Origin of the sequence: Bhargavaea massiliensis (assembly GCF_018390575.1) — a bacterium.
Taxonomy (GTDB): Bacteria; Bacillota; Bacilli; order Bacillales_A; family Planococcaceae; genus Bhargavaea; species Bhargavaea massiliensis.
This window is the reverse complement of the sequence record NZ_JAHBCJ010000001.1, coordinates 146198-170532: the sequence shown is the minus strand read 5'-3', so window position 1 is coordinate 170532 and position 24335 is coordinate 146198. Positions and strand designations below refer to the sequence as shown.

Sequence of the window (24335 nt, the reverse complement as noted above, 5' to 3'; positions counted from 1 at the left end):
GGTTCCCGATGAAGGGGGCCGGTTTTATAGTTTTTCAACATTTTTAGATTTTCCTTTGATACAATGAAGTCAATAAGTGGAATTGTGACCATACGGATGAAAAGGGTAATCTGAATTCAAACTTTTTCACGGAAAAAGTGAAACCCTTTGACGCGCCCGTCCGTATACCAACTAGCCGCATGAAGCGGGGGGAAATCGAGAAGAATGGAAGACATCGTAAAAAAACGAATCAAACAAGTCCTGAAGGGGGACCAGTCGGCGTTCGAAGAAATCGTTTCCCTCTATCAGAACCGGCTGTACCAAGTATGCTATCGGATGCTGGGCAATCGGCATGAAGCCGAGGATATCGCGCAGGAAGCGTTCATCAGGGCGTACATCAACCTGCACACCTTCGACCAGAAGCGGAAGTTCTCGACGTGGCTGTACCGCATCGCGACCAATCTTTGCATCGACCGGATCCGCAAGAAAAAACCGGATACGTTCCTTGACGCTCCGGTGCCGGGGACGGACGGGCTGGATCACTATTCCAGGCTCGCCCACGATTCTCGGCTGCCGGAAGAGGAAGTCGAGAAGATGGAACAGCAGGAGCGGGTCCAGTACGAGATCAGCCGCCTGCCGGACAAATACCGGTCGGCGATCGTCCTGCGCTACATCGAGGAACTGCCGCTCCAGGAGATCAGCGAAATCCTTGATCTGCCGCTGGGCACAGTGAAGACACGCATACATAGGGGCCGAGAAGCCCTTAGGAAACAAATGAAGAAGTTGTAGGAGGGAATCGGGATGAAACCGTGTCCGGAAGAAATCGTCCAGTACATGCATGATTATCTGGACGGGGAAATCACCCGCCGGGACGAACAGATTCTGAAAGAGCATCTCGAGCAATGTCCGGCCTGCCAGGAACATATGGACCAGCTTAGCCGTTCGGTCGCGTTCCTGAAAAGCGCATCGCATATCGGGGCACCGGAAGGATTCAGCGACCGCATTATGGCGGCGCTTCCGAAAGAGCGCCAGGGAGCAGGCGTGCGCCGCTGGTTCGGCCGGCATCCGATGCTTGCCGCCGCGGCCATGTTCATGCTTCTCGCCGGGCTCGCCCTGTTCTCGAATTTTAATACATCCGACCAGCAGCTGGTCGTATCCACCCAGCCGAATCTTGTTGTCGAAGGAAACAAAGTCACTGTTCCGGAAGGCGAAACGGTCAAGGGGGATCTCGTCGTGAGAAACGGCGAGCTGCATATCGAAGGAGAAGTCGAGGGTGACGTCACCGTCATCAACGGCTCCAAATACATGGCCTCCACAGCTGTGGTCACCGGTCAGGTCGAAGAAATCAACCGGGCTTTTGAGTGGCTCTGGTACACGATCAAGTCTGGTGTCAAGGAGGGCCTCTCCGTCTTTGAGGGCCCGGACGCCGGTGACGAGGAAGAATAGAGGAAGCATCCGCTGAGGAGCGGATGCCCGGACTGCAGGCGAAGGGAATCCTTCTTTGCCTGCGGTTTTTTGATTGCGCCAATCAGAGAGGATTGATAGAAACTGAGGGGGTTCTTGGAACAGAACGGGATTGGAAGAGCGGCATCTTCCAATCCCGTTTTTTTATTTCGTGCAGCCTTTCCTGACAAGCGATATGGGCATCGAGACATTCTCCCGAACTGGGGAATATTCTCTGTGCGATTACCTCATTCATTGAAATGAAGAATCAAAGGCATTTGTCCAAAGTTAGATTTTCCCCTTTGAATATATTAAAGAAGTATAGGGAAAGGAGGGGAAATCATGAGCAAAGCCTGGATGAACGATTCCTTCTTCGAAGATTGGAACCGGGATAAAAACGAGCAGCGGAAACGGCGTCAAAAGCGTTCGTTCTTTGACGAGGAGGATGAGCGGCAAAATCGCAAAAATCGATCTGGCGACAATGAAGTCAAAGTTGAAATCAATATTAATGTTGTCAGCGACTCCGAGGTCAAGGTTCGTTTTCGCGATGAATCTGATTCCGATCAGGAAAAAAGAAAGAGATACGATTTCTAAAAGTCCTAAAAGGCTAGTGAGTACCAGTTCAATATGATACCCACTTCCTGCTCTTTGAGATGGAAAAATCCGCCGCCCCATTCCCGGGACGGCGGATTGATCATTTCACCATGTTTTCTGCGCCGATCTTGTCATACAGCCCGCTTTTTTTCAGCAGGATCTTCTTCTCTTCCGGGATGCCCTGGAAAAGAAGCCGGATTCCCTGCCGGTCTGCGAGGTCATGGGCAGCTGACAGGGCGGCAACGCCACCTGCATCCAGCGCGGAAAGCCCTTGGAGCCGGAGCATGAGGGCGTCGGAGGGGGTGTTGAGCTGTTTTTCGATTTCCCGTTCGAACTGCTGGGCGGTTCCGAAAAAGAGCGGGCCGTCGACGCGCACGGTGCGGAACACCGACCCCTTCGGGATGTTGCTGTAGATGTAATCGTCAGGCGTGGCTTCCCCGGGCTTCAGCAAAAGCTTTCCGCTCATTTTTCTCAGGAAAACGAGAACAGCGAGAATGAATCCGACCTGGACCCCGACAGTCAGATTGACGAAGACGGTGAGAAGGAACGTCACCCACAAAACGGCCGAGTCGCCGGTCCTCAGGTGTGAAATTTTTACGAATGACCGGAGCCCGCTCATATTCCAGGCGACAAGCATCAGAATCGGTGCCATGCTGGCGAGCGGGACATGCGAAGCGAAAGGCGCAAACATCAGCAGGACGAGCAGGACGAACAAACTTTGCACTACACCGGACAGCGGGCTCACGGCTCCGGCCCGGATGTTGGTCGCGGTGCGGGCGATGGCGCCGGTTGCCGGAATTCCGCCGAAAAGCGGAGCGGCCATGTTCGCGATGCCCTGTCCGAACAGCTCGCGGTTGGAAGCAGATTTTTTGCCGCCGGCCATGCTGTCGGCAACAACTGCGGACAGAAGCGACTCGATTGCGCCGAGCGCCGCGATGATCAGTGCCGGCTGCCACAGTTCAAGGATCTTTCCGCCGGTAATTGCCGGCAGGCGGAATTCAGGAAGCTGTTGCGGAATGCCGCCGTAGGCCGTGCCGATCGTCGGGAGCTGGCCGGGATAAAAAAGCACCGATACCAGTGTCGGGATCAAAAGGGCAGCAAGGAAAAGCGGAACGCGAGGCGCGATCCGGGGGAGAATGATGATGACGGCGAGTCCTATTGTCGCTGTTATGAATGCGTAGCCGTTGAGCGTGCCGATGTTGCGGAGGATCTCCCACATGTTCTCATGGAAGAACTCCCGGCGCTCCACGCCTTCGAGGCCGAGGAAGTTGCCGATCTGGCCGGTAAAGATTGTGACGGCGATCCCGGCAGTGAACCCGATTGTCACCGCCCTCGGGACGAAGTGGATCAGGTCACCGATTTTCAGGAAGGACATGATGACGAGGAAAATCCCCGCCATGAAGCCGGCGACCAGCAGATCCTCATAGCCGTATTCCAGGACAATGGCAAGCAGGATCGGGATGAACGCGCCCGTCGGTCCCGCAATCTGAAAGCGGGAACCGCCGAGAAGCGCCACAAGAAGCCCGGCGATCACGGTCGTATAGATTCCGTATTCCGGTTTAACGCCTGAAGCAATCGCGAACGCCATGCCGAGCGGGATGGCGACAATCCCGACCGTGATGCCGGCGAGGATGTCTTTCCTAGCCGTCCGGCCATTCAGCGACTCGAAACGGCCTAAATTCCTCATGTTGACTCACGCTCCAATGTTGATGTGGTCCGGTTGAAAAGAAAAACTCGGACCCTTCTATGTATCATTATAAGTCAAAATGAGGAAATATTGAAATATCGCATAGGAAAATAGTTTTACAGCCGGCGCGGGGACAGCAGCCGCGGATTCATTAAGACATTCTTCCGTATTTTCCGGCCCACCCGGGAATGGGCCTTTTCCGCCTGTCTCCCGGGTCACTGGTTCTTGCCGCCAAAAGTCTTCATCAGCCGAGCGGTGAAGCGGTCCGTTATGGTATACTAACCGATATGCAAGCGTTAAGAAAAGGCGGGGATGCCTGTGGCGTTTTTTGAGCGTTTTACGGACCTGACATGGGTGGAAGCACTGATCAATATCTTGGATATTCTCCTGGTCTGGTACGTTCTTTATAAACTGATAACCATCATCAAGGGCACGAAAGCCGTCCAGTTGCTGAAGGGCGTATTTGTCGTCGTTATCGCCTGGTTCGTCACGAAGGAACTCGGCCTGACGACAATGTACTGGATCATGGAGCAGGTGCTGACGTGGGGGTTCCTCGCGGTTATTATCATCTTCCAGCCGGAACTCAGGCGCGCGCTCGAGCAGATCGGGCGCGGGAAGCTGTTTTCCAGGGGCGGAATGGCCGTGGAAGAAGAGCGGGACCGCCTCGTCGGAGCCGTCACGAAATCGGTCGGCTATATGGCGAAGCGCCGGATCGGCGCATTGATCTCGATCGAACGGGAAACCGGGCTGTCGGAATACATCGAGACCGGGATTCCGATGCATTCCGATCTGACATCGGAGCTTCTCATCAACATTTTCATACCGAATACGCCGCTCCATGACGGAGCGGTCATCATCCAGCAGGACCGGATCGCGGCAGCGGCCTGCTACCTGCCTTTGTCCGAAAGCCCGTTCATCTCGAAGGAACTCGGCACGCGCCACCGCGCGGCACTGGGCCTGAGCGAGGTGACCGACGCCATCACGATCATCGTTTCCGAGGAGACCGGCGCGGTCAGCCTGACGCGCAACGGAGACCTTCACCGAAACCTGCCGCCTGAGGAATTCGAAACGCTGCTCCGGAAGATGTGGTTCGGCCCTGCGCCTGAACCGCAGGCCGCCTCGAAGCGGAAACGGGGAGGGAAGAAGAATGGATAAGTTCATGGACAATCCGTGGTTTATCCGCGGCATCGCCCTGTTCTTCGCCGTCCTGATGTTTCTCGTCGTGCAGTCGGACGAGGAGCAGGGAAGCCGCGCCGCCGGCGGAACGGATATCGCCGTCCTGCAGGATGTACCGCTTGAAGTGTATTATGATGATGAAAATACGGTCGTCACGGGCGCGCCCGAGACGGTCAGCGTAACCATCGAAGGGCCGGGCAACCTCGTCCGGACAACAAAGACGATCAAGGACTTCACGGTGTTCGTCGACCTCCGCACGCTCACGATGGGCGCGCATAAGGTCCGTGTACAAACTGAAAATCTGTCGGAAAAACTGCAAGTCTCCATCGAGCCCGAAACGGTCGATGTCGTCATTGAAGAGCGGATCAGCCGGGAGTTCCGGGTGGACCCGGAGATGAACGAAAGGCTGCTTGCAGAAAACTATATCATCAACTCGCTTGAGGTGGAGCCGGCGACCGTCATGGTCACGGGGGCCAAGAGCGTCATTGATTCCGTCAGCTTCGTCAAGGCGTCGGTCACGGCCGATTCCGGAGTGGACGGGCCTATCGAGCAACTGGCAAGCGTCCGCGTGCTCGACCGCGATCTGAACAAGCTGAACGTCGACATCGAGCCTGCCGAAGTGACGGTCAAAGCGGACATTTCCCAGTACTCCCGGTCCGTGCCGGTCACGCTGCAGCGATCCGGCACACCGGAGGAGGGTGTCACGATCAATTCCCTCAACACTGCGACGGAGACCGTCAAGCTGTTCGGTCCAAGAAATGTTCTCGATGAAATCGGCGAACTGACCGTCTCGGTCGATGTTTCGAAAGTGACCGCGAGCGGGAAGTTGACCGTGGAGCTCAAGAAACCGGCCGGCGTGACCAAAATATCACCGGGTTCGATTGATGTGGACGTCCAGGCGACGGTCAACGACAACGACGAGGAGACGGCGGAAGCGCCTGACGAGCCTGACGAGCCGGTTGCCGAGGCCGGTCCGCCGGAAGAAGAATCGGGAACGCCAAGCCAGGAAGGCGAATCGTCCGAAAGCGGCGAGACCGTACAAGGCAACGAATCCGGCGCAGAAGTACACAGCGGCACTGCCGATCAAGAGGCATCCGGCACCCTAGACGGACTGGCAGTGGAGGTCCGGGGCCTTGAGGAAGGGCAGACCGGAGAGGTGATCCAGCCGGAAGGGCCGCTCTCCCTCAAGATCCGGGGGCCGAAGAGTGCCGTGGACAGCGCCAAATCCGGCGACTTTACGCTATTTGTGAATGCAGGCGGCATCAATGAAGGCGAAGCATCACTCGTGGTCCAAGTGGACGGGCCAACCGGTATTAAAGCCGAACCGGCACCGGGCCGGGTCACTGTCCGCATTGCCGCCGCATGAATACAAACTGAACGTCAACAGTGAAGGAGAGAGTCATGATGGGAAAATACTTCGGAACAGACGGGGTGCGCGGTGTCGCCAATGAGGGCCTGACACCGGAACTCGCATTCAAGCTCGGCCGCTACGGCGGATATATCCTCACGAAACATGCATCCGGCAAACCGCAGGTCCTGATCGGACGCGACACGCGCGTCTCCGGCCATATGCTCGAAAACGCACTTGTCGCGGGACTTTTGTCGATCGGGGCGGATGTCATGCTGCTCGGCGTCATCAGCACGCCGGGCGTTGCCTACCTGACCCGTGCGATGAGCGCGGATGCGGGCGTCATGATTTCCGCATCACACAACCCGGTGGAAGACAACGGCATCAAGTTCTTCGGCGGTGACGGCTACAAGCTCAGCGACGAGCAGGAAGCAGAAATCGAAGAGCTGCTGGACAAGGAAACCGATGAACTGCCTCGCCCGACGGGTGCCAACCTGGGCACGGTCACCGATTACAAGGAGGGCGGGCAAAAGTACATCCAGTACCTCAAGCAGACGGTCGATGAAGACTTCACCGACATCCATGTCGCGCTTGACTGTGCGCACGGCGCGACATCGTCCCTCGCGACGCATCTGTTCGCCGACCTGGATGCGGATATCTCGTCGATGGGCTCTTCCCCTAACGGCCTGAACATCAACGATGGCTGCGGCTCGACCCACCCTGAAGTGCTCGCGAAATTTGTCGTGGACAAAGGCGCCGATATCGGCCTCGCCTTCGACGGTGACGGCGACCGCCTGATCGCCGTCGATGAAAACGGCGAGATCGTCAACGGCGACCAGATCCTGTTCATCCTGGCGCGCCACCTGAAAGAGGAAGGTCGCCTGGACAAGAATACAGTCGTTTCCACGATCATGAGCAATCTCGGATTCTACAAGGCGATCGGCGACAACGGCCTGGAAAGTGTAAAAACTGCCGTCGGCGACCGCTATGTCGTCGAAGAGATGAAGAAGAATGGCTACAACCTTGGCGGGGAGCAGTCCGGCCACATCATCATGCTGGACTACAACACGACCGGAGACGGCCTGCTGACCGCACTCCAGCTTGTAAACGTCCTGAAAATCACCGGGCGCACCCTGTCTGATCTTGCATCTGAAGTCAAGATGTTCCCTCAGGAACTCGTCAATGTACGGGTTACCGACAAGCATGCAGTCACGGACAATGCCAAAGTCGCGGCTGTCATCTCGGAAGTCGAGAAAGACATGGCCGGCAATGGCCGCGTCCTCGTCCGGCCTTCGGGCACCGAGCCGCTTGTACGCGTCATGGTCGAAGCACAGTCCGAGGAAGAAGCCTCCCGCTACGTCAACCGCATCGCGGAAGTGGTGCGCGCGGAAATGGGCACGGAAGCTTAATTGAATGATCCAGATCCGTCCGGAAGCCAAATCCGGACGGATCTTTTTTAATTCCGGGGGGAGCGGGTAAATAAGATGATAACAGGTGAATTTCCGGGAGGGAGGGATGACAGATGGCGCGGATCAGCTGGCTCGCATTCCCCGCGGCACTGTTGCTGATATTCGGGGCGTGCGGGCCGTCGGACATGAAGGAACCCGAAGTGCCTGGGGATACACAGAAACAGGGCGATCCTTCCCAAGTAAAGCAGGAAGTGCTGGCGGACGTGTGGGAAACCGTTGTGCAGAAGTCAGCTGCGGAGCCGAAACTTCCCCGGGATCTGGAGACCGGCGACCGGTACCTGACTGCCAGGGTGACTGCGGATGCCGACGGCTATAAAGTGGTTTATTACCTGATGGATGAGCCGGTTCCGCTGAACGACCCGGCGCTGAAGAAGGAAGCCCCTTATCTAACCGCGGGCGCCATCGTCCATGACTCCGCGGAAGGGGCCCACGCCGGCGTCAACTACGAGCCGGAAATGAAGACCGGGCAGCACACGGACCTTTGCCATGGCATCACCGGCTACACGGACGCCGGTGCAGGAAGCACACGGATCGTATGGCACGAAGGGAACTGGTCTTTCCTGGTACACCAGAGGAACGGTGAACGTGCGGGCGAAGAGATGAAGGAGCAGGCAACAGAGATGGTGGAGAAGCTTGAGAAACAGATGCTCCCGCCAACGCAGGAAGTCGGGGCCGGCACATTCGATATGACTGGAAACGGCGCATCGGCAAACTCCATCCGGTGGCAGGCGGAAAACATCGTCTATTCCATACATTTCGGAGAAGCGCTTGAGCTGATTGACATTGTGGCCAAGATGAATGAATAAAGGAAACCGCCTGATCGCAGTCGGGGGTGTAAGCCACCCGCTGCGTGAACAGGTTAATCCATTAGTAAAATCCGCCCGGGTCATCGCGATCCATGGCGGATTTTTTTATGGCGTTCGTTTTTACGGGTGGTGCTCACCCACGCCAGCGATAGCACTTTATTAGCTTTATATATTGTTGGCAAACGGCACGGACGGCTGCGGTAAGCGACAGAGTCCGGGCCGTTTGCGTGTTTGCTTTTTAAAAACATTTTCCTTGCATTGTGAATCAAACGCGAAGTTTTAAAATTGCTGCTCTTCCTGGCAAAACTCGCGGATCAGCCTCGAGGCTTTCGACTGGGAGATATCCAGGTCCTTTGCGACGCCCCGTGTCGTCCCGTGCTTGGCGTATGATCGCCGGATCAATGTGCGGGTCACTTCATTGACGGCATTGTCGAGCGAGTTGGGATGCATCAGTTCGGGCACTTCTTTGACACTGTCGGTGATGACCTGCGGGAGGTCGGATACTTCAATGATTGAATCGCTCGTGATGACAAGCCGCTCAATCAGGTTTTCCAGCTGGCGGATATTCCCCGGCCACGAATAGTGGAGAAGGACCTGCAGGCAGTTCTCCGAGATCACTTTGTTGACGTTGTATTTATTATTGAACGCATTCAGGAACCGGTAGGTCAGAGGGATAATGTCTTCCTTCCGCTCCGCCAAGGTCGGCATGTGAATATCGATGACATTCAGCCGGTAATACAGATCCTCCCGGAAGGTCTTGTTCTGGACCATCTTCTCCAGATCCTGATTGGTGGCCGCGATGATCCGGACATCCGCAGTTTTACTCGTGCTGCTGCCGATCGGGATGAATTGCTTGTCCTGGATGACTTGCAGCACCTTCGCCTGCAGCGGCAATGCCAGCTCCCCGATTTCATCCAAGAAGATGGTCCCTCCGTCAGCCGCTTCGAACAGACCCGTTTTGCCGCCTTTGTTGGCCCCCGTGAAGGAGCCTGCCGTGTAGCCGAACAGTTCGGATTCCAGAAGCTCTTCGGGGATGGCCGCACAGTTCACATTCAGGAAGGGGCCGTCCTTCCGCTTGCTGGTATCGTGCAGGTGGCGGGCGATGACCCCTTTGCCCGTTCCGGACTCTCCCCGGATCAGCACCGTGGAGTCGGTCGGAGCCACTTTCTCACAAAACTTCAGGATCTTCCTGACTTTTTCGTTGTTCGCGATCACGCTGTCGAGCGGGTTCTGGTGCTGGGTTCCTTCGTTCTCAAAAACCTCGGCCGTGAACATCCGGTTAAAGCCCTGCAGTTCGGTAGACGTGACCACGATGTAATCGATCTCCCCGGACTCGTCAAAAATCGGGACGCCAATGGACAGCAGCTCCGCGCCTATATAGGTCTGTTGCTTGAGGGAGACCGTCTCTTTTTTTTCAAACACCAAAGGAAGAATGGAGGGCGCCCAATAACCCTGGTCATACAGTTCGTGGTTCAGCTTGCCGAGAACTTCGTCTTTTTTCAGGCCATAATGCTTTTCGCAGTTTTTGTTTACATAGACAATCCGCGTATCACGATTGACGACATAAATTTCATCCGAAGAATAGTCCAGTATTTCCAGGATCGAATCGAACGTCAGGCCGACATTTTCCAACCGGATGCTTTCTTGCACGACACCAACCTCCTTTAAATGCATATGAGTCAATTTTGAATAAGTCAGTATTTTCAGTGAGTCAAACCGGACTCGATTATAGCATGCCCAAGGCCGAAAGACGAGATGATTCGTTAAATTTAGCACGCTATTGAACTTGGCACGCAAATTGCATATGAGTTGGATGACGTGAAAAGTTCTTGTCGCATCAAGAACATACCATCGTTCCCATTACGACGACAAGGAGGCAACCATATGAGTCAGGCATCTTCTGAAGTGACGGATATCACGATTATCGGCGGCGGTCCTGTAGGAATCTTCACCGCGTTTTATGCAGGGTTGCGCCAAACATCGGTGAAAATCATCGAAAGCCTGCCGCAATTGGGCGGGCAATTATCAGCGCTGTATCCGGAAAAATATATATATGACATTGCAGGTTTCCCGAAAGTGGGCGCACAGCAGCTGGTCGATCAGCTCGTCGAGCAGATGAACCAGTTTGAAACGACCGTCTGCCTCGGAGAGTCCGTGGAAGAGATTGAAAAAGACGAGGACGGCATTTTTAGGATGACGACCAACAAAGGCGTCCATTACACCAAGACAATCATTATCACGGCAGGGAACGGCGCGTTCCAGGCACGGAAGATGAATGTCGATGGAGAGGAAACATTCCAAGGGGCCAACCTCCATTACTTCGTCAATGACATGAACCGGTTCAAGGGGAAGAAGGTCGCCCTGTTCGGCGGAGGCGATTCGGCGGTCGACTGGGCGCTCATGCTGGAGCCGATTGCCGAAAAAGTGACCCTTGTCCATCGCCGGGACAAATTCCGGGCCCACGAACATAGCGTGGAGCTGTTGAAACAGTCAACCGTAGAAATTGTCACGCCGTATGTGCCCGTTGAGCTTTTCGGTGAAGAAAAGATTGAAAAAGTGATCATTCAAGAAACGAAAAATGAAGAGCGGCTGGAGATTGAAGTGGACGACGTGCTCGTGAACTACGGCTTCGTCTCGTCGCTCGGCCCGATCAAAGATTGGGGCCTGGAAATCGACAAAAACTCAATCGCTGTGAACTCAAAAATGGAAACCAATATTGAAGGCATTTACGCAGCAGGCGATATCTGCACGTATGACGGCAAAGTCAAGCTGATTGCCAGCGGGTTCGGCGAAGGGCCGATTGCGGTGAGCAATGCCAAAGTCTATATCGATCCATCCGCAAAAATCCAGCCGCTCCACAGCACGACTGTCATGGGCGAACAAGAAACAGCAACCAAAAAACAGGCTGTGAAGGTCTAGATCATAAGCAAGGAGGTTTTTCTGATGGCGGTATTCACCATGGTGGACCGGAGCACATGCATTGCGTGCGGCGCCTGCAATCCCAATGCACCGGATCTGTTTGACTACACAGACGACGGGTTCTCGTATTCGATTTTGGATGGCAATGAGGGCGTGACAGAAGTTCCCGAGGGTCTCATCGAAGACCTTGAGGACGCGATCGAGGGCTGCCCGACCGACTCAATCAAAATGAGCGACACGCCGTTTAACTGCCGGAAAGTCGAAGCGAGCTGAGAATCACCCATAACAACTTGAAGAGGAAAAGGGGAGACGGAAATGGCTTACAACAAAGTACAGAACGTGACAAACAGGACATTTGAAAGAACGATGACTTATGACATGTACACCGATCCGAAAGTGCTGGAAAAAGAAAGAGAATTGATCTTTGACAAGACGTGGCACCTGGTCGGCCATGTGAGCCAGGTTGAGAAGAAGGGGCAATTCTTCACGGCGGAAGTGATGGACGAACCGATCATCATCATGCGCGGAACGGACGAAGTGCTGCGCGCGTTCTATAATGTCTGCCCTCACCGTGCAACGAAGCTGGAACAGAATGAATCCGGCAAAAAGAAGATCCTCCAGTGCATGTACCATGGCTGGACATTCAAGACAGACGGCAAGCTGAACAAAGCACCGAACTTCCGCGGAGAAGAAGAGGCATGTGTCCAGGACGCCTGCCTGCGTTCCGTCAGAATGGAAGTTCTGGAATCGCTGATTTTCGTCAACCTCGACGACAATGCAAAGCCGTTGAGCGAGTCTTACGGCGACTTCTTTGAGCGCCTGAGCCAGTTTGAGTTCCTGAGTGACCTGAAGCGCACCCACCGGAAGACACGGATCTTCAAATCCAACTGGAAAGCGTTCATCGACAACTACCTGGAGTGCGATCACTGCCATGTCGCGCACCCAAGCTTCGTCGACACGCTCGACATGGATGACTACCAGATCTTTACGTGCGAAAACTATTCCTTCCAGGCGTCCATCGTGAAGCCGGACAAACAATACGGTGAAGTCGATCTGAACCAGTCCGAGATCCAGGGCGGATCGTTCTTCTGGCTCTGGCCGAACCTGATGCTGACGTTCTACCCGGGGCCGGGGAATATGGCATCGATTGAAATGATCCCGATTGACCATGAAACGACGATGGCCGTCTACACGTACTACTTCCGTGAGGACAGCCTCGACAAGATCTCCCAGGAAGAAAGGGATCTGATGGCATTCGCCGAACAAGTGCGTTCCGAGGATATTGAACTCGTTGAACTTGAGCAGATCGGCTTCCGTTCCCGCGCATTCCAGAAAGGCCGCTACTCGAAATCGGAGCAGGCAATCGTTCAATTCCATGAAATGGTACTGGAGGCCCTCGATGAATAAGACAGTAGAGCATACAGAGAAAAAGTATTTGATCATTAATGGCGAGAAAGTGGAGACGGCTGGCTACTCTCCGCTTTACTCTCCCTACTCCCGCGAGAAAATCGCCGATATCGCGGTTGCGGATGAGGAACTGGTGAAACAGGCGATCACCGCGGCTCACGAGGCGCAGGACGTCATCGGTGAAATGCCTGCCCACCAGCGCGCGCAGATTCTGGAGAACGTCGTGAGGATCCTGACGGAAAAGGCCGAGGAAGCCGCGACCATCATTTCCAAAGAGTCGGCCAAACCGATCGTGTTCGCGCGGGCGGAAGTGGCACGCACCATTGAAACGTATAAGTTCTCAGCCGAGGAAGCAAAGCGGATTCACGGGGAAACGATTCCGTTCGACGCGGCAAGCGGCGGAGTGGGCAGAGTCGGCTACACGTTAAAAGAGCCGATCGGCGTCATCGGCGCCATCACGCCGTTTAACTTCCCGCTGAACCTCGTCGCCCATAAAGTGGGACCTGCAATTGCGGCAGGGAACCCGATTGTGCTGAAGCCTGCTTCGCAGACGCCGCTTTCCGCCCTCTTTATCGCAGAAGTGTTCGAAGAAGCCGGCCTTCCGGCAGGAGTCTTGAATGTCGTGACAGGTCCGGGAAGTGTCGTGGGCGATGTGATCGTCGGAGACGACCGCGTAAAGATGGTGACGTTCACAGGAAGCCCCGGCGTCGGAATCGGCATCAGCAACAAGGCCGGCCTGAAAAAGACGACGCTGGAGCTTGGTTCGAACTCTGCATTGGTCATCGACAAAGACGTTGAGATCGATGAAGTCATCGGCCGATGTGTGATGGGGGCGTTTTCCAATCAGGGCCAGGTGTGCATCTCCCTGCAGCGCGTCTACGTGCACGAAGACCGTTACGAAGAGTTTGCCGAGAAGTTTGCTGCCGCAACAAATCAGCTGAAGCTCGGCGATCCGCTCGATCCGGACACATACGTTTCTTCGTTGATCTCGCCGCGTGAGCTGGAGCGGGCCGTTTCCTGGATTGAAGAAGCGGAAAAGGGCGGAGCGACGGTCGTCGCCGGCGGAAAAGCCCGCGATGGCGTGCTGGAACCGACGATTATCGCAAATGCGGATGCGTGCCTGAAAGTTTCCTGCCAGGAAGTGTTTGCGCCGATTGTTGTCCTGAACAAAGTGTCTTCTGTCGAAGAAGCGATTGAGCTCGTCAATGACTCCGAATTCGGATTGCAGGCAGGCATTTATACGAACAGCGTCAAGCACGCCCTTTACGCCACGAAAAAGCTTGAAGTGGGCGGCGTCATGATCAATGACGTGCCGACTTACCGGGTTGACCAGATGCCTTACGGCGGCTTGAAAAACAGCGGCACAGGCCGGGAAGGCATCAAGTATGCCGTCGAGGAAATGACCGAGCTGAAACTGATCGTCTGGAACCAGGGGGTGAACTAATTGTCGAAATCGTATAAAATTGCAGTGATCGCGGGGGATGGCATCGGCCCTGAAGTCATTGACCAGGGCATCAAAGTATTAAACAAAATCGCGGAGCTGGACGGCGGTTTCCAATTTGACTTTACCCACTTCCCGTGGGGATGCGAATATTACACCGAACATGGCCGGATGATGGCGGAAGACGGGATCGAACAGCTGAAAGCCTTTGATGCCATCTACCTGGGGGCGGTCGGCTTCCCGGGTGTTCCCGACCATATCTCCCTCTGGGACCTGCTGCTGATCATCCGAAAAAGCTTCGACCAGTACGTCAACATCCGTCCGGTCAAGCTGTTAAAAGGCGCTCACAGCACGCTCGCAGATGTCGAAAGAGAAGATGTCGACATGCTGTTCATCCGGGAAAACACGGAAGGGGAGTATTCCGGTGCGGGTGACTGGCTGTTCAAAGGGCAGGAAAACGAAGTGGTGCTCCAGAACGCTGTGTTTTCCCGGAAAGGGACGGAGCGGATCATCCGCTATGCATTCGAAACGGCGAAGAAGCAGGGGCGCAGCCTGACCAGCGTCAGCAAAGCGAATGCGCTGAACTACTCGATGGTCTTCTGGGATCAGGTGTTTGAGGAAGTAAGCGCGGAGTATCCGGAAGTGAAAACATCGTCTTACCTGGTGGACGCGGCGGCCATGCTCATGATCACCGATCCGAAAAGGTTTGAGGTGGTCGTGACATCGAACCTGTTCGGCGATATTCTAACGGACATCGGAGCTGCCCTGGCAGGAGGGATCGGGCTTGCCGCGGGGGCGAATGTCAACCCAGAGCGGGAGTTCCCGTCCATGTTTGAGCCGGTGCACGGTTCCGCGCCGGACATTGCCGGAAAGGGCATCGGGAATCCGCTGGCATCCATCTGGTCGGCGAGCCAGATGCTCGACCACCTCGGACACGAGAATTACGGCCGGCTTGTGGTGGATTCCATCGAAGAGCTGTTGGTCCGGAACACGGCACTGACGCCGGACATGAAAGGGACCGCTTCGACTTCGGAAGTCGGAGATGAAGTGGTTAGCATCATCGCAGAGTCGATATCGGCAAAGGTATAAATTTCTGCGATCGGCGTGAACTTTCACGCCGATTGCGCATTTTGCCGGATCCCTTTAATTGATTCGAATACGTCCATACCCTGACATGTGAAAACATAGGAGTGAATGCATGAGAGTCAATACAATTGACAAGCAGATACTTAGCATTGCATTAGCATTGGTGGCATTGTTGACTGTTCCGATCTTGATCAATCCCGAGAAAGGCACCGCGATTTTGAAAACGGTCCTGAACTCGATCACCTCCAATTTCGGTCCGCTGTATTTATGGGCCTGCCTGGGCATCTTCGGCTTTCTGATTTGGCTGGCGTTCGGCAAATACGGAAAAGTAAAACTGGGGAGCGGCGATCCCGAGTTTTCCACGTTCAGCTGGCTTGCGCTGATCTTCACTGCCGGAATCGGTTCCGGGATCATGTATTGGGGAATCATCGAGTGGGCGTACTACTATTCAAGCCCGCCATTCGGCCTCGAGCCATCCAGCGTGGATGCCGCCTCGTTTGCGCCGACTTACGGGATGTTCCACTGGGGCTTTTCGGCTTGGGCCATCTACTGTGTTCCGTCGATACCGATCGCTTACGCGGTCTATATCAAGAAATCCTCTTCATACAGGCTCAGTAATGCATGCCGCGGAATCATCGGCGATCATGCGGACGGCCTGATCGGCAAAATCATTGATGTATGCTTTATGTTTGGGCTCATCGGCGGAATCGGGACGTCCTTAGCTTTGGGGACACCACTTTTGGCCGAAGGAATCCATCATTTTACCGGAGTTGAGAAAACGCTTACACTCAATCTGGGAATTGTCGTTGCGCTGATGGTCTTTTTCTCGATTTGTCTTTATTTCGGATTGAAAAAAGGGCTGAAGCTGTTAAGTGACTGGAACCTGTATTTGTACGTGGCGATCGCCGTGTTCATCTTCATTTTCGGCCCGACGGCGTTTATCATTGCAAGTTTTACAGACAGCGTCGGGGTGCTGTTCCAAAACTTCTTCAGAATGAGCCTTTATACCGATCCTGTCGGAAAATCAGGCTTCAGTGAAGCGTGGACGCTGTTTTATTGGGGCTGGTGGTTTTCTTACGCACCGTTCACGGGCATGTTTGCGGCCCGGATTTCCAAGGGAAGAACGATCAAAGGGCTCATTCTCGGCCAGTTGTTGGGCGGCACGCTCGGTTGCTGGCTGGCGTTCTCGATCTTCGGGAACACGGGTATGTTTTTTGAGATGACCGGAATCGTTCCTGTAGTGGATATTCTTCAAAACCAAGGTGCCCCCGCCGCCATTCTTGCAACCTTGAACGCACTTCCTCTTGGAGGAGTCGTGATGTTCCTTTACCTGCTGGTTGCGGCAATCTTCCTGGCGACAACGGTTAACTCCGCGGCTTATACATTGTCGGATGTCGCCTCGAAAAACCTTCAGCCCGGGGAAGAACCGGCGCGCTGGTACCGGGTATTCTGGGGAATCCTTCTCACGAGCATATCGATTGTCCTCATGTATGGAGATGGATTGGAAGCTTTGCAGACGCTATCCATCATTACCGCGCTGCCGCTGGTGTTCGTCATGTTCCTGATGATCGGATCTTTCCTCAAATGGATCAGATCGGATTATGACGTAATCATGCAGGAACAGGAAAAAGCGGAACGGGCGGCCGTTTATTCCATTCCGGAACCCGGCCGGGCCAAAAGGAAACGCCCAAAAAAAGCGCCGGTAGTACCGAAAACCGGATTTGAAAATTAACGATTAACATGATCTCTGTCCATGAACGATGAACAGCACCTCCATTGCCTGCCGCAAAGCGGGCGATCGGGGTGCTATTTGATTTTCGGAACCGGTTGGAATGCTTCCGTACTGGGAAAGCTTTTTGATGGAGGCGAATCGCTTTTTATAAACTTTTGTTTAAAGAAAAAACAATTGACATAAAGCTGAACAAGAGTTTAAGATGTAAACAAATATAAATGAGGGGAGTGCCGCCGGATGAATGAGAAGGAAGCGGCCATTGTGGAGCTGATCCGACGGAATCCTTACCTCTCCCAGCAGGAGATGGCGGAGTCGCTCGGCATCTCAAGGCCTGCGCTGGCCAACTTGATTTCCGGGCTTATGCGGCGGGGCGTGATCAGGGGACGCGCATACATTCTTGCAGAGGAAAACCGCGTCGTGGCAATTGGCGGGGCGAACCTTGACCGCAAGTTTCATCTGAAGGCGCGGGCGCAGGCCGGTACCTCAAACCCGGCTTCGGTGACCGCGTCGGTCGGAGGCGTTGCGAGAAATGTTGCGGAGAACATCGGCCGGATGGGACATCCGGTCAGCCTCCTGACAGTCGCAGGCAACGACAGCGACTGGTTTCAGATCGAGCAGGAAACCGCGGGCCACGTCGACCTGTCACATGCCGCGCTGCTCCCGGAGAAAACGACCGGCTCTTATTCCGCCGTGCTGGACCCGGACGGGGAGATGGTCGTCGCGATGGCCGACATGGACGTCTATGAAGACCTGACCCCGCAGTATATCGACACCCATGCCCCGCTCCTGATCAATGCGGCGCTTGCCGTTGTTGACCTGAACTGCCCGAAGGAGACGGTCGCCCATATCAAGGAACTCACCCGCCGGAGCGGGAAGGAGCTTGCGATTGTTCCCGTGTCCTCGCCGAAGATGGACCGGATGCCGGATGATCTCGAAGGGGTCACCTGGCTGATCTGCAACCGCGACGAGGCGGAAGCCTATACCGGCATCCAGGTGGAAGACGAGTCTTCCTGGAAAAAAGCGGTCCGGCTTTTATTGGAAAAAGGGGCCGAAAACGCAGTCGTGACGGCCGGCGCGAAGGGCGTCATGGCAGGGAATGCCGACGGGATCCGCCACTACCCGGCGATCAGCGGTGTCCGCGTGGAAGATGTGACCGGAGCGGGCGATGCGTTCGTCTCGGGCGTGCTCCACGGGCATCTGTCCGGTTTCGGATTTGATGACAAGATTCGCTGCGGGCTGGTGAACGCGGCGAAAACATTGGCTTCTGGCGCGACCGTGCGCACGGAGCTCTCGGAAGAACAACTCAAAACTGAAATGGAGGAACTCCAATGAAACAATATCTCGAATTTTCCAAGGAAGTCAAAGAAGCGATTGAAGCAGGCAAGCCGATTGTGGCGCTAGAGTCGACGATCATCTCCCACGGCATGCCATACCCGCAAAACGTCCAGACCGCCCGTGAAGTCGAGCAGATCGTCCGTGACGGCGGCGCAGTACCGGCGACGATGGCGCTGATCGACGGCAAGATCAAGGTCGGCCTGTCCGATGACGAGCTTGAAATGTTCGGCAACGCGGACAATGTCGCGAAAGCATCCCGACGCGACATCGGCTACCTGCTCGCAACGAAGCAACTCGGAGCGACGACGGTTGCCGCGACAATGATCTGCGCGGACCTCGCCGGCATCCGGGTGTTCGTGACCGGCGGCATCGGCGGTGTTCACCGCGGCGCGGAAACAACGATGGACATTTCCGCGGACCTCGAGGAACTCGGCAAGACAAACGTCGCCGTCGTCTGCGCGGGCGCAAAGTCAATCCTGGACCTTGGCCTCACGCTTGAATACCTTGAGACAAAAGGCGTTCCGGTCGTCGGCTATGGCACGGACGAGCTTCCGGCGTTCTTCACCCGCAAAAGCGGCTTCCCGGTCAACTTCCGCTCCGACAGCGCGGAAGAAGTGGCGGGCATGCTGAAGGCGAAATGGGACCTCGGCCTCGAAGGCGGCGCGGTCATCGCGAATCCGATTCCGGAAGAGGATGAACTCGATGCGGAGTTCATCAACAGCATCATCGGGAACGCCCTGAAGGAAGCGGAAGCCAACGGCATTTCCGGCAAGGAAACGACTCCGTTCCTGCTCGGCAAAGTAAAAGAACTCACCGAAGGCAAGAGCCTGGTTGCCAACATCGCGCTCGTGAAGCACAACGCGAAGGTGGGCACCGGGATTGCGGTTGCGTTTAATGAATTAAATCAGTGATGGAATGAAAAGCCGCCTGTGATGGGCGGCTTTTTGGATTGTGGAGGGGAGTGCTCGATATATGCGGTGAAGTGCTCGATATATTTGGTAAAGTGCTCGATATGCATGGAGAAGTGCTCGAATCAATGATGGCGACGGCCATCACCTGCTTGCGCTTAAAGGTTTTTATGATCGGAAACATACTTTTATAGTTGCAATCAATGGTCAGCTGATTATAATAAAGGAATGAACGTTCATTCCGGTCTGGTTATCGGAGAGAACAGGAGGGGTCTTGTGGCGGATAATAAGCATGAAAGTATTCTGATGGCCGCGCAGAAGCTGTTTGCGGAGCGGGGCTATGACGGGACGACGGTGCCGATGATTGCCGAGGAAGCGAAGGTTGGCGCAGGGACGATCTACCGTTACTTTGAAAACAAACAGAAGCTGGTGAACGAGCTGTTCCGCGGATCTGTTGCCCGGTTTGCGGCCACGCTTCATGAAGGCTTCCCGGAGCAGAACGATTTCCGGGAGAGGTTCCGGCATGTGTTTTACCGGCTGGTCCGCTATTCCCGTGAACACCCGGAAGCGTTCCGGTTCATTAATGAGACGGCGAATGCCTACTTCCTGGATGAAGACAGCAAGTCGGATTTCGAAGGGTTTATGGACTTTATCGAGCGCCACCTCGATGAAGGGAAGAAAGCGGGGCTGTTGCGTGAACTGCCTGCACAGGCCTTTATCGCGATTGTCTACGGGACAGTTTTCCACTTGTCACGGATGTTCGAAGACGGGGCGCTTGAGCCGTCCGATGAACTGCTGGCCGGCATCGAGAAAAGTTGCTGGGACGCCGTCAGCGCGGACTGACGGCTTGGCCCGGAACAAGCGGAATGAATCTTCATTCCGCTATCCGCACTGAACGGAATGAACATTCACATGTTAATAAATGAAAGGTGATTTATGATGAAAACGAAGACATCCAGAATTGCAGCGCTCGTCCTCTGGCTGGCGGCCACGGTGCTGGCCGTCGTCACGATGCCGGACATGGAACAGCTGGTCCGGGAAAAAGGGCAGATTTCGATTCCCGAATCGTTCCAGAGCGTTGTCGCTGACGAGATGGCAAAAGACCTGAGCGGTGAAGGGGACCGGTATGAGCTGATCGCCGTCTTTAACAGCAACAATAAGAAAGAACTGAGCGATGCACAAAAGGAAGAAATTCGTTCGGTTATCGATGGGCTGGAGAAGGACCGGGGAAAACTCGGCATCACGGACCTCCTTACGCCGTTTGACAGCGAAGAGGCGGAAGCCCAGCTGGCATCCGAAGACGGGACGACATACCTGGCCCAGATCTCGGTCGACCAGAAGCAGGGGGAGCTCAAAGACGTCCGGGAAGATATCCGGGAAGCGGTGCAGGCGGAAGGCGTCAACACGTATTTGACCGGCGCGGGGCTGATCACCGATGATTTCTCGAGCTCGACGCAGGACGGCGTGAAAAAGACCGAGCTGATTGCGGTCGTCTTTATCGTCCTCATCCTGATCGCGGTGTTCCGCTCGCCGGTCGTGCCGTTTATCTCTCTGCTCGGCGTCGGGGTATCGTATCTCGTCTCGCTCGGCGTTGTTACGCAGCTGGTCGACAAGCTGGACTTCCCGTTTTCCAACTTCACGCAGGTGTTCCTTGTCGTGATCCTGTTCGGGATCGGGACGGACTATAACATCCTGCTGTTCACGCGCTTCAAGGAGGAACTGAGCCGCCAGGATAGCAAAGTTGCCGCCCTTCTTGAAACGTACAGGACTGCGGGGAAGACGGTGCTCTACAGCGGCGTGGCGGTCATGATCGGCGTGGCGGTGCTTGCGCTGGCCGAATTTTCGCTGTACCAGTCGACGTCTGCGATCGGCATCGGCGTCCTGGTGCTGCTGCTTGTCCTCATGACGCTGAACCCGTTTTTCATGGCTCTGCTCGGCCGGAAGATGTTCTGGCCGTCGAAGAATTTCGAAGGCCACGGAGACAGCAAGCTCTGGCATTTCCTGTCCAGGCAGTCGGTGCTCCGGCCGTTTCTCGCGCTGCTGTTCACGCTCGCGGTATGCGTGCCGTTCATTCTCCTGCATGACGGCGCGCTGAACTACAACGACCTGTACGAAGTGGACGATAAATACGAGTCCAAGCAGGGCATCAACGTGATTGAAGAGCATTTTGAACCGGGCTTTTCTTCTCCCGCGACCGTCATGATCCAGACAGATAAACCGATGGATTCGCAGGAAGCGCTCAAGACATTGGATGAGCTCGCCGGCAAAATCGGCAGGGTGGACGGCGTCTCCAAGGTGCTGTCCCCGACACGGCCGGCCGGCGAACGCATCGGGGAATTGTATATCGATGACCAATCGAAGACGCTGAACAATGGACTTGGCGATGCGAAATCGGGCGTCGAGGAAATCCGGGGCGGCCTTTCGGATGCGGAAGGGCAGGTCGGCAGCGGAGGCAGCACCGATCTGTCCAACGTCCAGCGCCTGATCGACGGCACAGGCGAGCTGAGGAGGGGAGCCGCGTCGCTCCAGGACGCCCTCGGCCAAGTGACGGCCGGGATGCAAAACGGGGCAGCCGGTGCCGGAGAGATCCGGCAGGGCCTGGCCACGGTCAATGAAAACGTCCGGACCCTCCAAAACGGTGTCGCCGAGCTTTACGACGGATACACGGCGATCGAATCGGGCCTCGGCTCGTTCACGCAGTCCTTTAACGGCATCCGCGAGGCGGTGGACGGCGCCCAGGGAGCGTTCGGCCAGATTGAGGCCTCGCTCACCGCACTGATCGAAAGCAATCCGGACATGGCGCAAGATCCGAATGTCCAGCAGGCGCTGGGAACAGCCAAGGCGGCTCAGGAAGAGCTGACCGGCCTGACCGCGCAGCTTGACCAGATGACGCCTCAATATGAGGGCGTGCTGGCGAAGTTCCGCGAAGCGAACGCCTCGCTCCAGTCCGTGGAAGACGGCCTGGCTGCCCTGCAGACAGGGGTCGTCCAGCTCCAGACGGGGGCATCCGAACTTGAATCGGGCCTGAGCGACGGGGCAACCGGCGCCGGGCTCATTGAGCAGGAATCCGGTGGCCTCGCGACAGGTCTGGACACGGTCAACGACGGCCAGCGGCAGCTGATGGCGGGCCTTTCCGACCTCCAGGAAAAGATGGGCAAGCTCCAGTCCGGACTTGCCGCGAGCACGGAAGGCCTCGGGCAGATCAGCGAAGGGCTGGAAGAGGCCCAGAGCTACCTCGGCGGCCTGAGCGACTCCGAAGCTTCCGGTACGTTCTATGTTCCGGAAGACGTCATGGAAGGCGAAGACTTCCAACAGGCGCTGGACATGTACATGTCCCCTGACCGGAAAACGGCAAAGATGACCGTCATCCTTGACGTGAATCCGTTCTCGGCGGAAGCGATGGATGTCGTGCAGGAAGTCCGGGACCAGGCGCAGTCCGCGGTGAAAGGGACGGACCTGGCGGATGCGGAGCTGGCCGTCGGCGGCAAGTCGTCGCAGAACGCGGATCTTCAGGAAATGTCGGCCGGCGACTTTAGCCGGACGGCGGCGATCATGCTGGTCGGCATTGCGATCGTGCTGATTTTCATCACGCGGTCCGTGTACCAGCCGATCTTCATCATTATTTCGCTCATCCTGTCGTACTTTACGGCACTCGGTGCCACTGAACTGCTGAGCGGCTGGCTCCTCGGAATGACCGAACTCGGCTGGAACGTACCGTTCTTCAGCTTCATCATGATCGTGGCGCTCGGTGTCGACTACAGCATCTTCCTCATGATGCGCTACAAGGAAACCGAAGGCGATCCAAAGCAAGCGATCGTTGACGCCGCCCGCCATATGGGCAGCGTCGTCATTTCGGCCGCGATCATCCTCGGCGGCACATTCGCCGCGCTGATCCCGTCCGGCATCCTGACGCTCATCCAGGTTGCGATCGTCGTCATCGTCGGGCTCGTCCTTTTGGCCTTCGTCATGATGCCGATCCTGCTTCCGGCACTGATCGCGCTGTCGAACAGGACGAAAGTAGAGAATTGATCAAGAAAGCCTCCGAACCGTTCGCGGTTTGGAGGCCTTTTGCTGTCTGAAGGAGAATGGGAACGGGAAAGAGAATGTTTAAGAAAAAGATTTCTGGGGGGATACCGATGAGCGGAAAGCTGGTGAGGGTCGGGACCGTCTACATTCCGGTGACGGATGTGGAACGTTCGGCCGGGTGGTATGCGGATCAGTTGGATGCAAAAGTCAGTTACCGGGACAAGGACAAAGCGATCGTCAATTTTGCGGGCATCAGCTTTTTTCTGGTGAAAGCGGCGGAAGGCGAGCGGTCGAATTTCACCGATATCCATGGGGAGGAGCGGTTTTCGCTGACCTTTGAAGTGGACGGCATTGAGGCGCTTGAAGACCTCCATGCGGAATTCACGGATCAGGGAATCCGGGTCGGCAACATCGAGAACAGGGGCCACGCCGGGCGGAACTTCGTGTTTTCCGACCCGGACGGCAACCGGTTCGATGTGTGGAGTGAACTGAGCCCGGTTTATGTCAGGCCCAACGCCTGATCAGTCCGCCGACTACCCAGCCGAACACGGCGTGGCCGAGCGTCCACCAGATCCAGGCTTCGCCGTCCGAGAAATCGGGCGGCTGTTCGGACAGGGCGGTCAGCGAAAACAGCAGCCCGCCGCCGATGGAATAGACCGCGACATATGGCAGTATCTGCTTTTCCATACCGAACGGCCTAAGCAGGAAATACAGCACGACCGCACTCGCTATGCAGGTGAGGGAATGGAAGGCGAGCCCGACGAGCCAGGCAGGCTGCCAGGTGTTCACCACCGGTATGTAGTCAAAGTTGAACAAAAGCACATAGGCCTGGCTCCCGGTCACCCATTGAATCACTTTCATGACCGCGATCAGCACCAAACCCGCGATAAAACCGATGAGCGCAAGTTTCCCGATGTTTTTCATTGTCCGCCACCCCGAAATCCTAAGAATAGTTTTCTATTCCCGGACCAGGGCCGGA

At 55.7% G+C, this 24335-nt stretch carries 21 protein-coding genes; 18 read left to right on the top strand and 3 right to left on the bottom strand.

Going from position 1 to position 24335, the window contains the following annotated elements:
- Positions 1 to 204: 204 nt before the first annotated feature.
- The 3 genes from sigW to KHA84_RS00865 all read left to right on the top strand — a co-directional run bounded on the left by sigW (position 205) and on the right by KHA84_RS00865 (position 2016).
- Positions 205 to 768, top strand: a complete 564-nt coding sequence (gene sigW, locus KHA84_RS00875) for an RNA polymerase sigma factor SigW (protein WP_213421379.1) — start codon at positions 205 to 207, stop codon at positions 766 to 768.
- A gap of 12 nt (positions 769 to 780) precedes the next feature.
- Positions 781 to 1425, top strand: a complete 645-nt coding sequence (locus tag KHA84_RS00870) for an anti-sigma factor family protein (RefSeq protein ID WP_213421378.1) — start codon at positions 781 to 783, stop codon at positions 1423 to 1425.
- A 339-nt stretch (positions 1426 to 1764) separates the two neighbouring features.
- Positions 1765 to 2016, top strand: coding sequence for a hypothetical protein (locus KHA84_RS00865; RefSeq protein WP_213421377.1), 252 nt, complete (start codon positions 1765 to 1767; stop codon positions 2014 to 2016).
- A gap of 100 nt (positions 2017 to 2116) precedes the next feature.
- Here KHA84_RS00865 and KHA84_RS00860 read toward each other — a convergent pair whose 3' ends face one another.
- A complete protein-coding gene (locus KHA84_RS00860; protein WP_213421376.1) occupies positions 2117 to 3703 on the bottom strand; it encodes a SulP family inorganic anion transporter in 1587 nt (528 codons plus the stop codon).
- Positions 3704 to 4021: 318 nt separating this feature from the next.
- Here KHA84_RS00860 and cdaA point away from each other — a divergent pair, with 318 nt between their 5' ends.
- The 4 genes from cdaA (at position 4022) to KHA84_RS00840 (ending at position 8502) form a co-directional block, all read left to right on the top strand.
- Entirely contained in the window at positions 4022 to 4858 is an 837-nt protein-coding gene (gene cdaA / locus KHA84_RS00855; RefSeq protein WP_336511064.1) for a diadenylate cyclase CdaA, read from the top strand.
- Entirely contained in the window at positions 4851 to 6245 is a 1395-nt protein-coding gene (locus tag KHA84_RS00850) for a CdaR family protein (protein WP_213421373.1), read from the top strand. Before cdaA ends, KHA84_RS00850 begins: the two co-directional genes overlap by 8 nt.
- 38 nt (positions 6246 to 6283) lie before the next feature.
- On the top strand, positions 6284 to 7636 hold the full coding sequence (gene glmM / locus KHA84_RS00845) for a phosphoglucosamine mutase (protein ID WP_213421371.1): 1353 nt from the start codon (positions 6284 to 6286) through the stop codon (positions 7634 to 7636).
- Positions 7637 to 7749: 113 nt separating this feature from the next.
- On the top strand, positions 7750 to 8502 hold the full coding sequence (locus KHA84_RS00840) for a hypothetical protein (protein WP_213421369.1): 753 nt from the start codon (positions 7750 to 7752) through the stop codon (positions 8500 to 8502).
- A 279-nt stretch (positions 8503 to 8781) separates the two neighbouring features.
- Here KHA84_RS00840 and KHA84_RS00835 read toward each other — a convergent pair whose 3' ends face one another.
- Positions 8782 to 10152: a sigma-54 interaction domain-containing protein gene (locus KHA84_RS00835; protein WP_336511063.1), complete on the bottom strand. Its 1371-nt coding sequence runs from the start codon at positions 10150 to 10152 to the stop codon at positions 8782 to 8784.
- 234 nt (positions 10153 to 10386) lie between these two features.
- Between KHA84_RS00835 and KHA84_RS00830 the strand changes: the two genes are divergently transcribed.
- From KHA84_RS00830 to KHA84_RS00780, 11 genes are all read left to right on the top strand, one after another.
- Positions 10387 to 11421 (top strand): NAD(P)/FAD-dependent oxidoreductase, encoded by a 1035-nt coding sequence (locus KHA84_RS00830; RefSeq protein ID WP_213421365.1) that lies wholly within the window; start codon positions 10387 to 10389, stop codon positions 11419 to 11421.
- Between the two features lie 24 nt (positions 11422 to 11445).
- On the top strand, positions 11446 to 11694 hold the full coding sequence (locus tag KHA84_RS00825; RefSeq protein ID WP_213421363.1) for a ferredoxin: 249 nt from the start codon (positions 11446 to 11448) through the stop codon (positions 11692 to 11694).
- Between the two features lie 42 nt (positions 11695 to 11736).
- A complete protein-coding gene (locus tag KHA84_RS00820) occupies positions 11737 to 12828 on the top strand; it encodes an aromatic ring-hydroxylating oxygenase subunit alpha (RefSeq protein ID WP_213421361.1) in 1092 nt (363 codons plus the stop codon).
- Positions 12821 to 14272: an aldehyde dehydrogenase family protein gene (locus KHA84_RS00815; RefSeq protein WP_213421359.1), complete on the top strand. Its 1452-nt coding sequence runs from the start codon at positions 12821 to 12823 to the stop codon at positions 14270 to 14272. The genes KHA84_RS00820 and KHA84_RS00815 overlap by 8 nt, the downstream gene beginning before the upstream one ends.
- Positions 14273 to 15358: a tartrate dehydrogenase gene (locus tag KHA84_RS00810; RefSeq protein ID WP_213421357.1), complete on the top strand. Its 1086-nt coding sequence runs from the start codon at positions 14273 to 14275 to the stop codon at positions 15356 to 15358.
- Positions 15359 to 15467: 109 nt separating this feature from the next.
- A complete protein-coding gene (locus KHA84_RS00805; RefSeq protein WP_213421355.1) occupies positions 15468 to 17087 on the top strand; it encodes a BCCT family transporter in 1620 nt (539 codons plus the stop codon).
- A gap of 237 nt (positions 17088 to 17324) precedes the next feature.
- Entirely contained in the window at positions 17325 to 18419 is a 1095-nt protein-coding gene (locus tag KHA84_RS00800; RefSeq protein WP_213421353.1) for a carbohydrate kinase, read from the top strand.
- Positions 18416 to 19333 carry a pseudouridine-5'-phosphate glycosidase gene (locus KHA84_RS00795; protein WP_213421352.1) on the top strand — a complete coding sequence of 306 codons (918 nt, stop codon included), beginning with the start codon at positions 18416 to 18418 and terminating at the stop codon, positions 19331 to 19333. The genes KHA84_RS00800 and KHA84_RS00795 overlap by 4 nt, the downstream gene beginning before the upstream one ends.
- Before the next feature lie 273 nt (positions 19334 to 19606).
- Positions 19607 to 20173: a TetR/AcrR family transcriptional regulator gene (locus KHA84_RS00790; RefSeq protein ID WP_213421350.1), complete on the top strand. Its 567-nt coding sequence runs from the start codon at positions 19607 to 19609 to the stop codon at positions 20171 to 20173.
- A 93-nt stretch (positions 20174 to 20266) separates the two neighbouring features.
- Positions 20267 to 23359 carry an MMPL family transporter gene (locus tag KHA84_RS00785; protein WP_213421348.1) on the top strand — a complete coding sequence of 1031 codons (3093 nt, stop codon included), beginning with the start codon at positions 20267 to 20269 and terminating at the stop codon, positions 23357 to 23359.
- A gap of 107 nt (positions 23360 to 23466) precedes the next feature.
- Positions 23467 to 23877: a VOC family protein gene (locus tag KHA84_RS00780; RefSeq protein ID WP_213421346.1), complete on the top strand. Its 411-nt coding sequence runs from the start codon at positions 23467 to 23469 to the stop codon at positions 23875 to 23877.
- On the opposite strand, the gene KHA84_RS00775 is transcribed toward KHA84_RS00780, so the two are convergent.
- Positions 23861 to 24280 carry a hypothetical protein gene (locus KHA84_RS00775; protein WP_213421345.1) on the bottom strand — a complete coding sequence of 140 codons (420 nt, stop codon included), beginning with the start codon at positions 24278 to 24280 and terminating at the stop codon, positions 23861 to 23863. The genes KHA84_RS00780 and KHA84_RS00775 overlap by 17 nt on opposite strands.
- Positions 24281 to 24335 lie beyond the last annotated feature (55 nt).

Excerpts from the sequence above, each read along its gene's own strand:
- KHA84_RS00830 (WP_213421365.1), top strand. The coding sequence starts at position 10,387 with ATGAGTCAGGCATCTTCTGAAGTGACGGATATCACGATTATCGGCGGC.
- KHA84_RS00815 (WP_213421359.1), top strand. The coding sequence starts at position 12,821 with ATGAATAAGACAGTAGAGCATACAGAGAAAAAGTATTTGATCATTAAT.
- KHA84_RS00805 (WP_213421355.1), top strand. The coding sequence starts at position 15,468 with ATGAGAGTCAATACAATTGACAAGCAGATACTTAGCATTGCATTAGCA.
- sigW (WP_213421379.1), top strand. The coding sequence starts at position 205 with ATGGAAGACATCGTAAAAAAACGAATCAAACAAGTCCTGAAGGGGGAC.
- KHA84_RS00850 (WP_213421373.1), top strand. The coding sequence starts at position 4,851 with ATGGATAAGTTCATGGACAATCCGTGGTTTATCCGCGGCATCGCCCTG.
- KHA84_RS00870 (WP_213421378.1), top strand. The coding sequence starts at position 781 with ATGAAACCGTGTCCGGAAGAAATCGTCCAGTACATGCATGATTATCTG.
- KHA84_RS00860 (WP_213421376.1), bottom strand. The coding sequence starts at position 3,703 with ATGAGGAATTTAGGCCGTTTCGAGTCGCTGAATGGCCGGACGGCTAGG.
- KHA84_RS00795 (WP_213421352.1), top strand. The coding sequence starts at position 18,416 with ATGAAACAATATCTCGAATTTTCCAAGGAAGTCAAAGAAGCGATTGAA.
- KHA84_RS00840 (WP_213421369.1), top strand. The coding sequence starts at position 7,750 with ATGGCGCGGATCAGCTGGCTCGCATTCCCCGCGGCACTGTTGCTGATA.
- KHA84_RS00775 (WP_213421345.1), bottom strand. The coding sequence starts at position 24,280 with ATGAAAAACATCGGGAAACTTGCGCTCATCGGTTTTATCGCGGGTTTG.
- KHA84_RS00825 (WP_213421363.1), top strand. The coding sequence starts at position 11,446 with ATGGCGGTATTCACCATGGTGGACCGGAGCACATGCATTGCGTGCGGC.
- KHA84_RS00780 (WP_213421346.1), top strand. The coding sequence starts at position 23,467 with ATGAGCGGAAAGCTGGTGAGGGTCGGGACCGTCTACATTCCGGTGACG.
- glmM (WP_213421371.1), top strand. The coding sequence starts at position 6,284 with ATGGGAAAATACTTCGGAACAGACGGGGTGCGCGGTGTCGCCAATGAG.
- KHA84_RS00785 (WP_213421348.1), top strand. The coding sequence starts at position 20,267 with ATGATGAAAACGAAGACATCCAGAATTGCAGCGCTCGTCCTCTGGCTG.
- KHA84_RS00820 (WP_213421361.1), top strand. The coding sequence starts at position 11,737 with ATGGCTTACAACAAAGTACAGAACGTGACAAACAGGACATTTGAAAGA.
- KHA84_RS00865 (WP_213421377.1), top strand. The coding sequence starts at position 1,765 with ATGAGCAAAGCCTGGATGAACGATTCCTTCTTCGAAGATTGGAACCGG.
- KHA84_RS00800 (WP_213421353.1), top strand. The coding sequence starts at position 17,325 with ATGAATGAGAAGGAAGCGGCCATTGTGGAGCTGATCCGACGGAATCCT.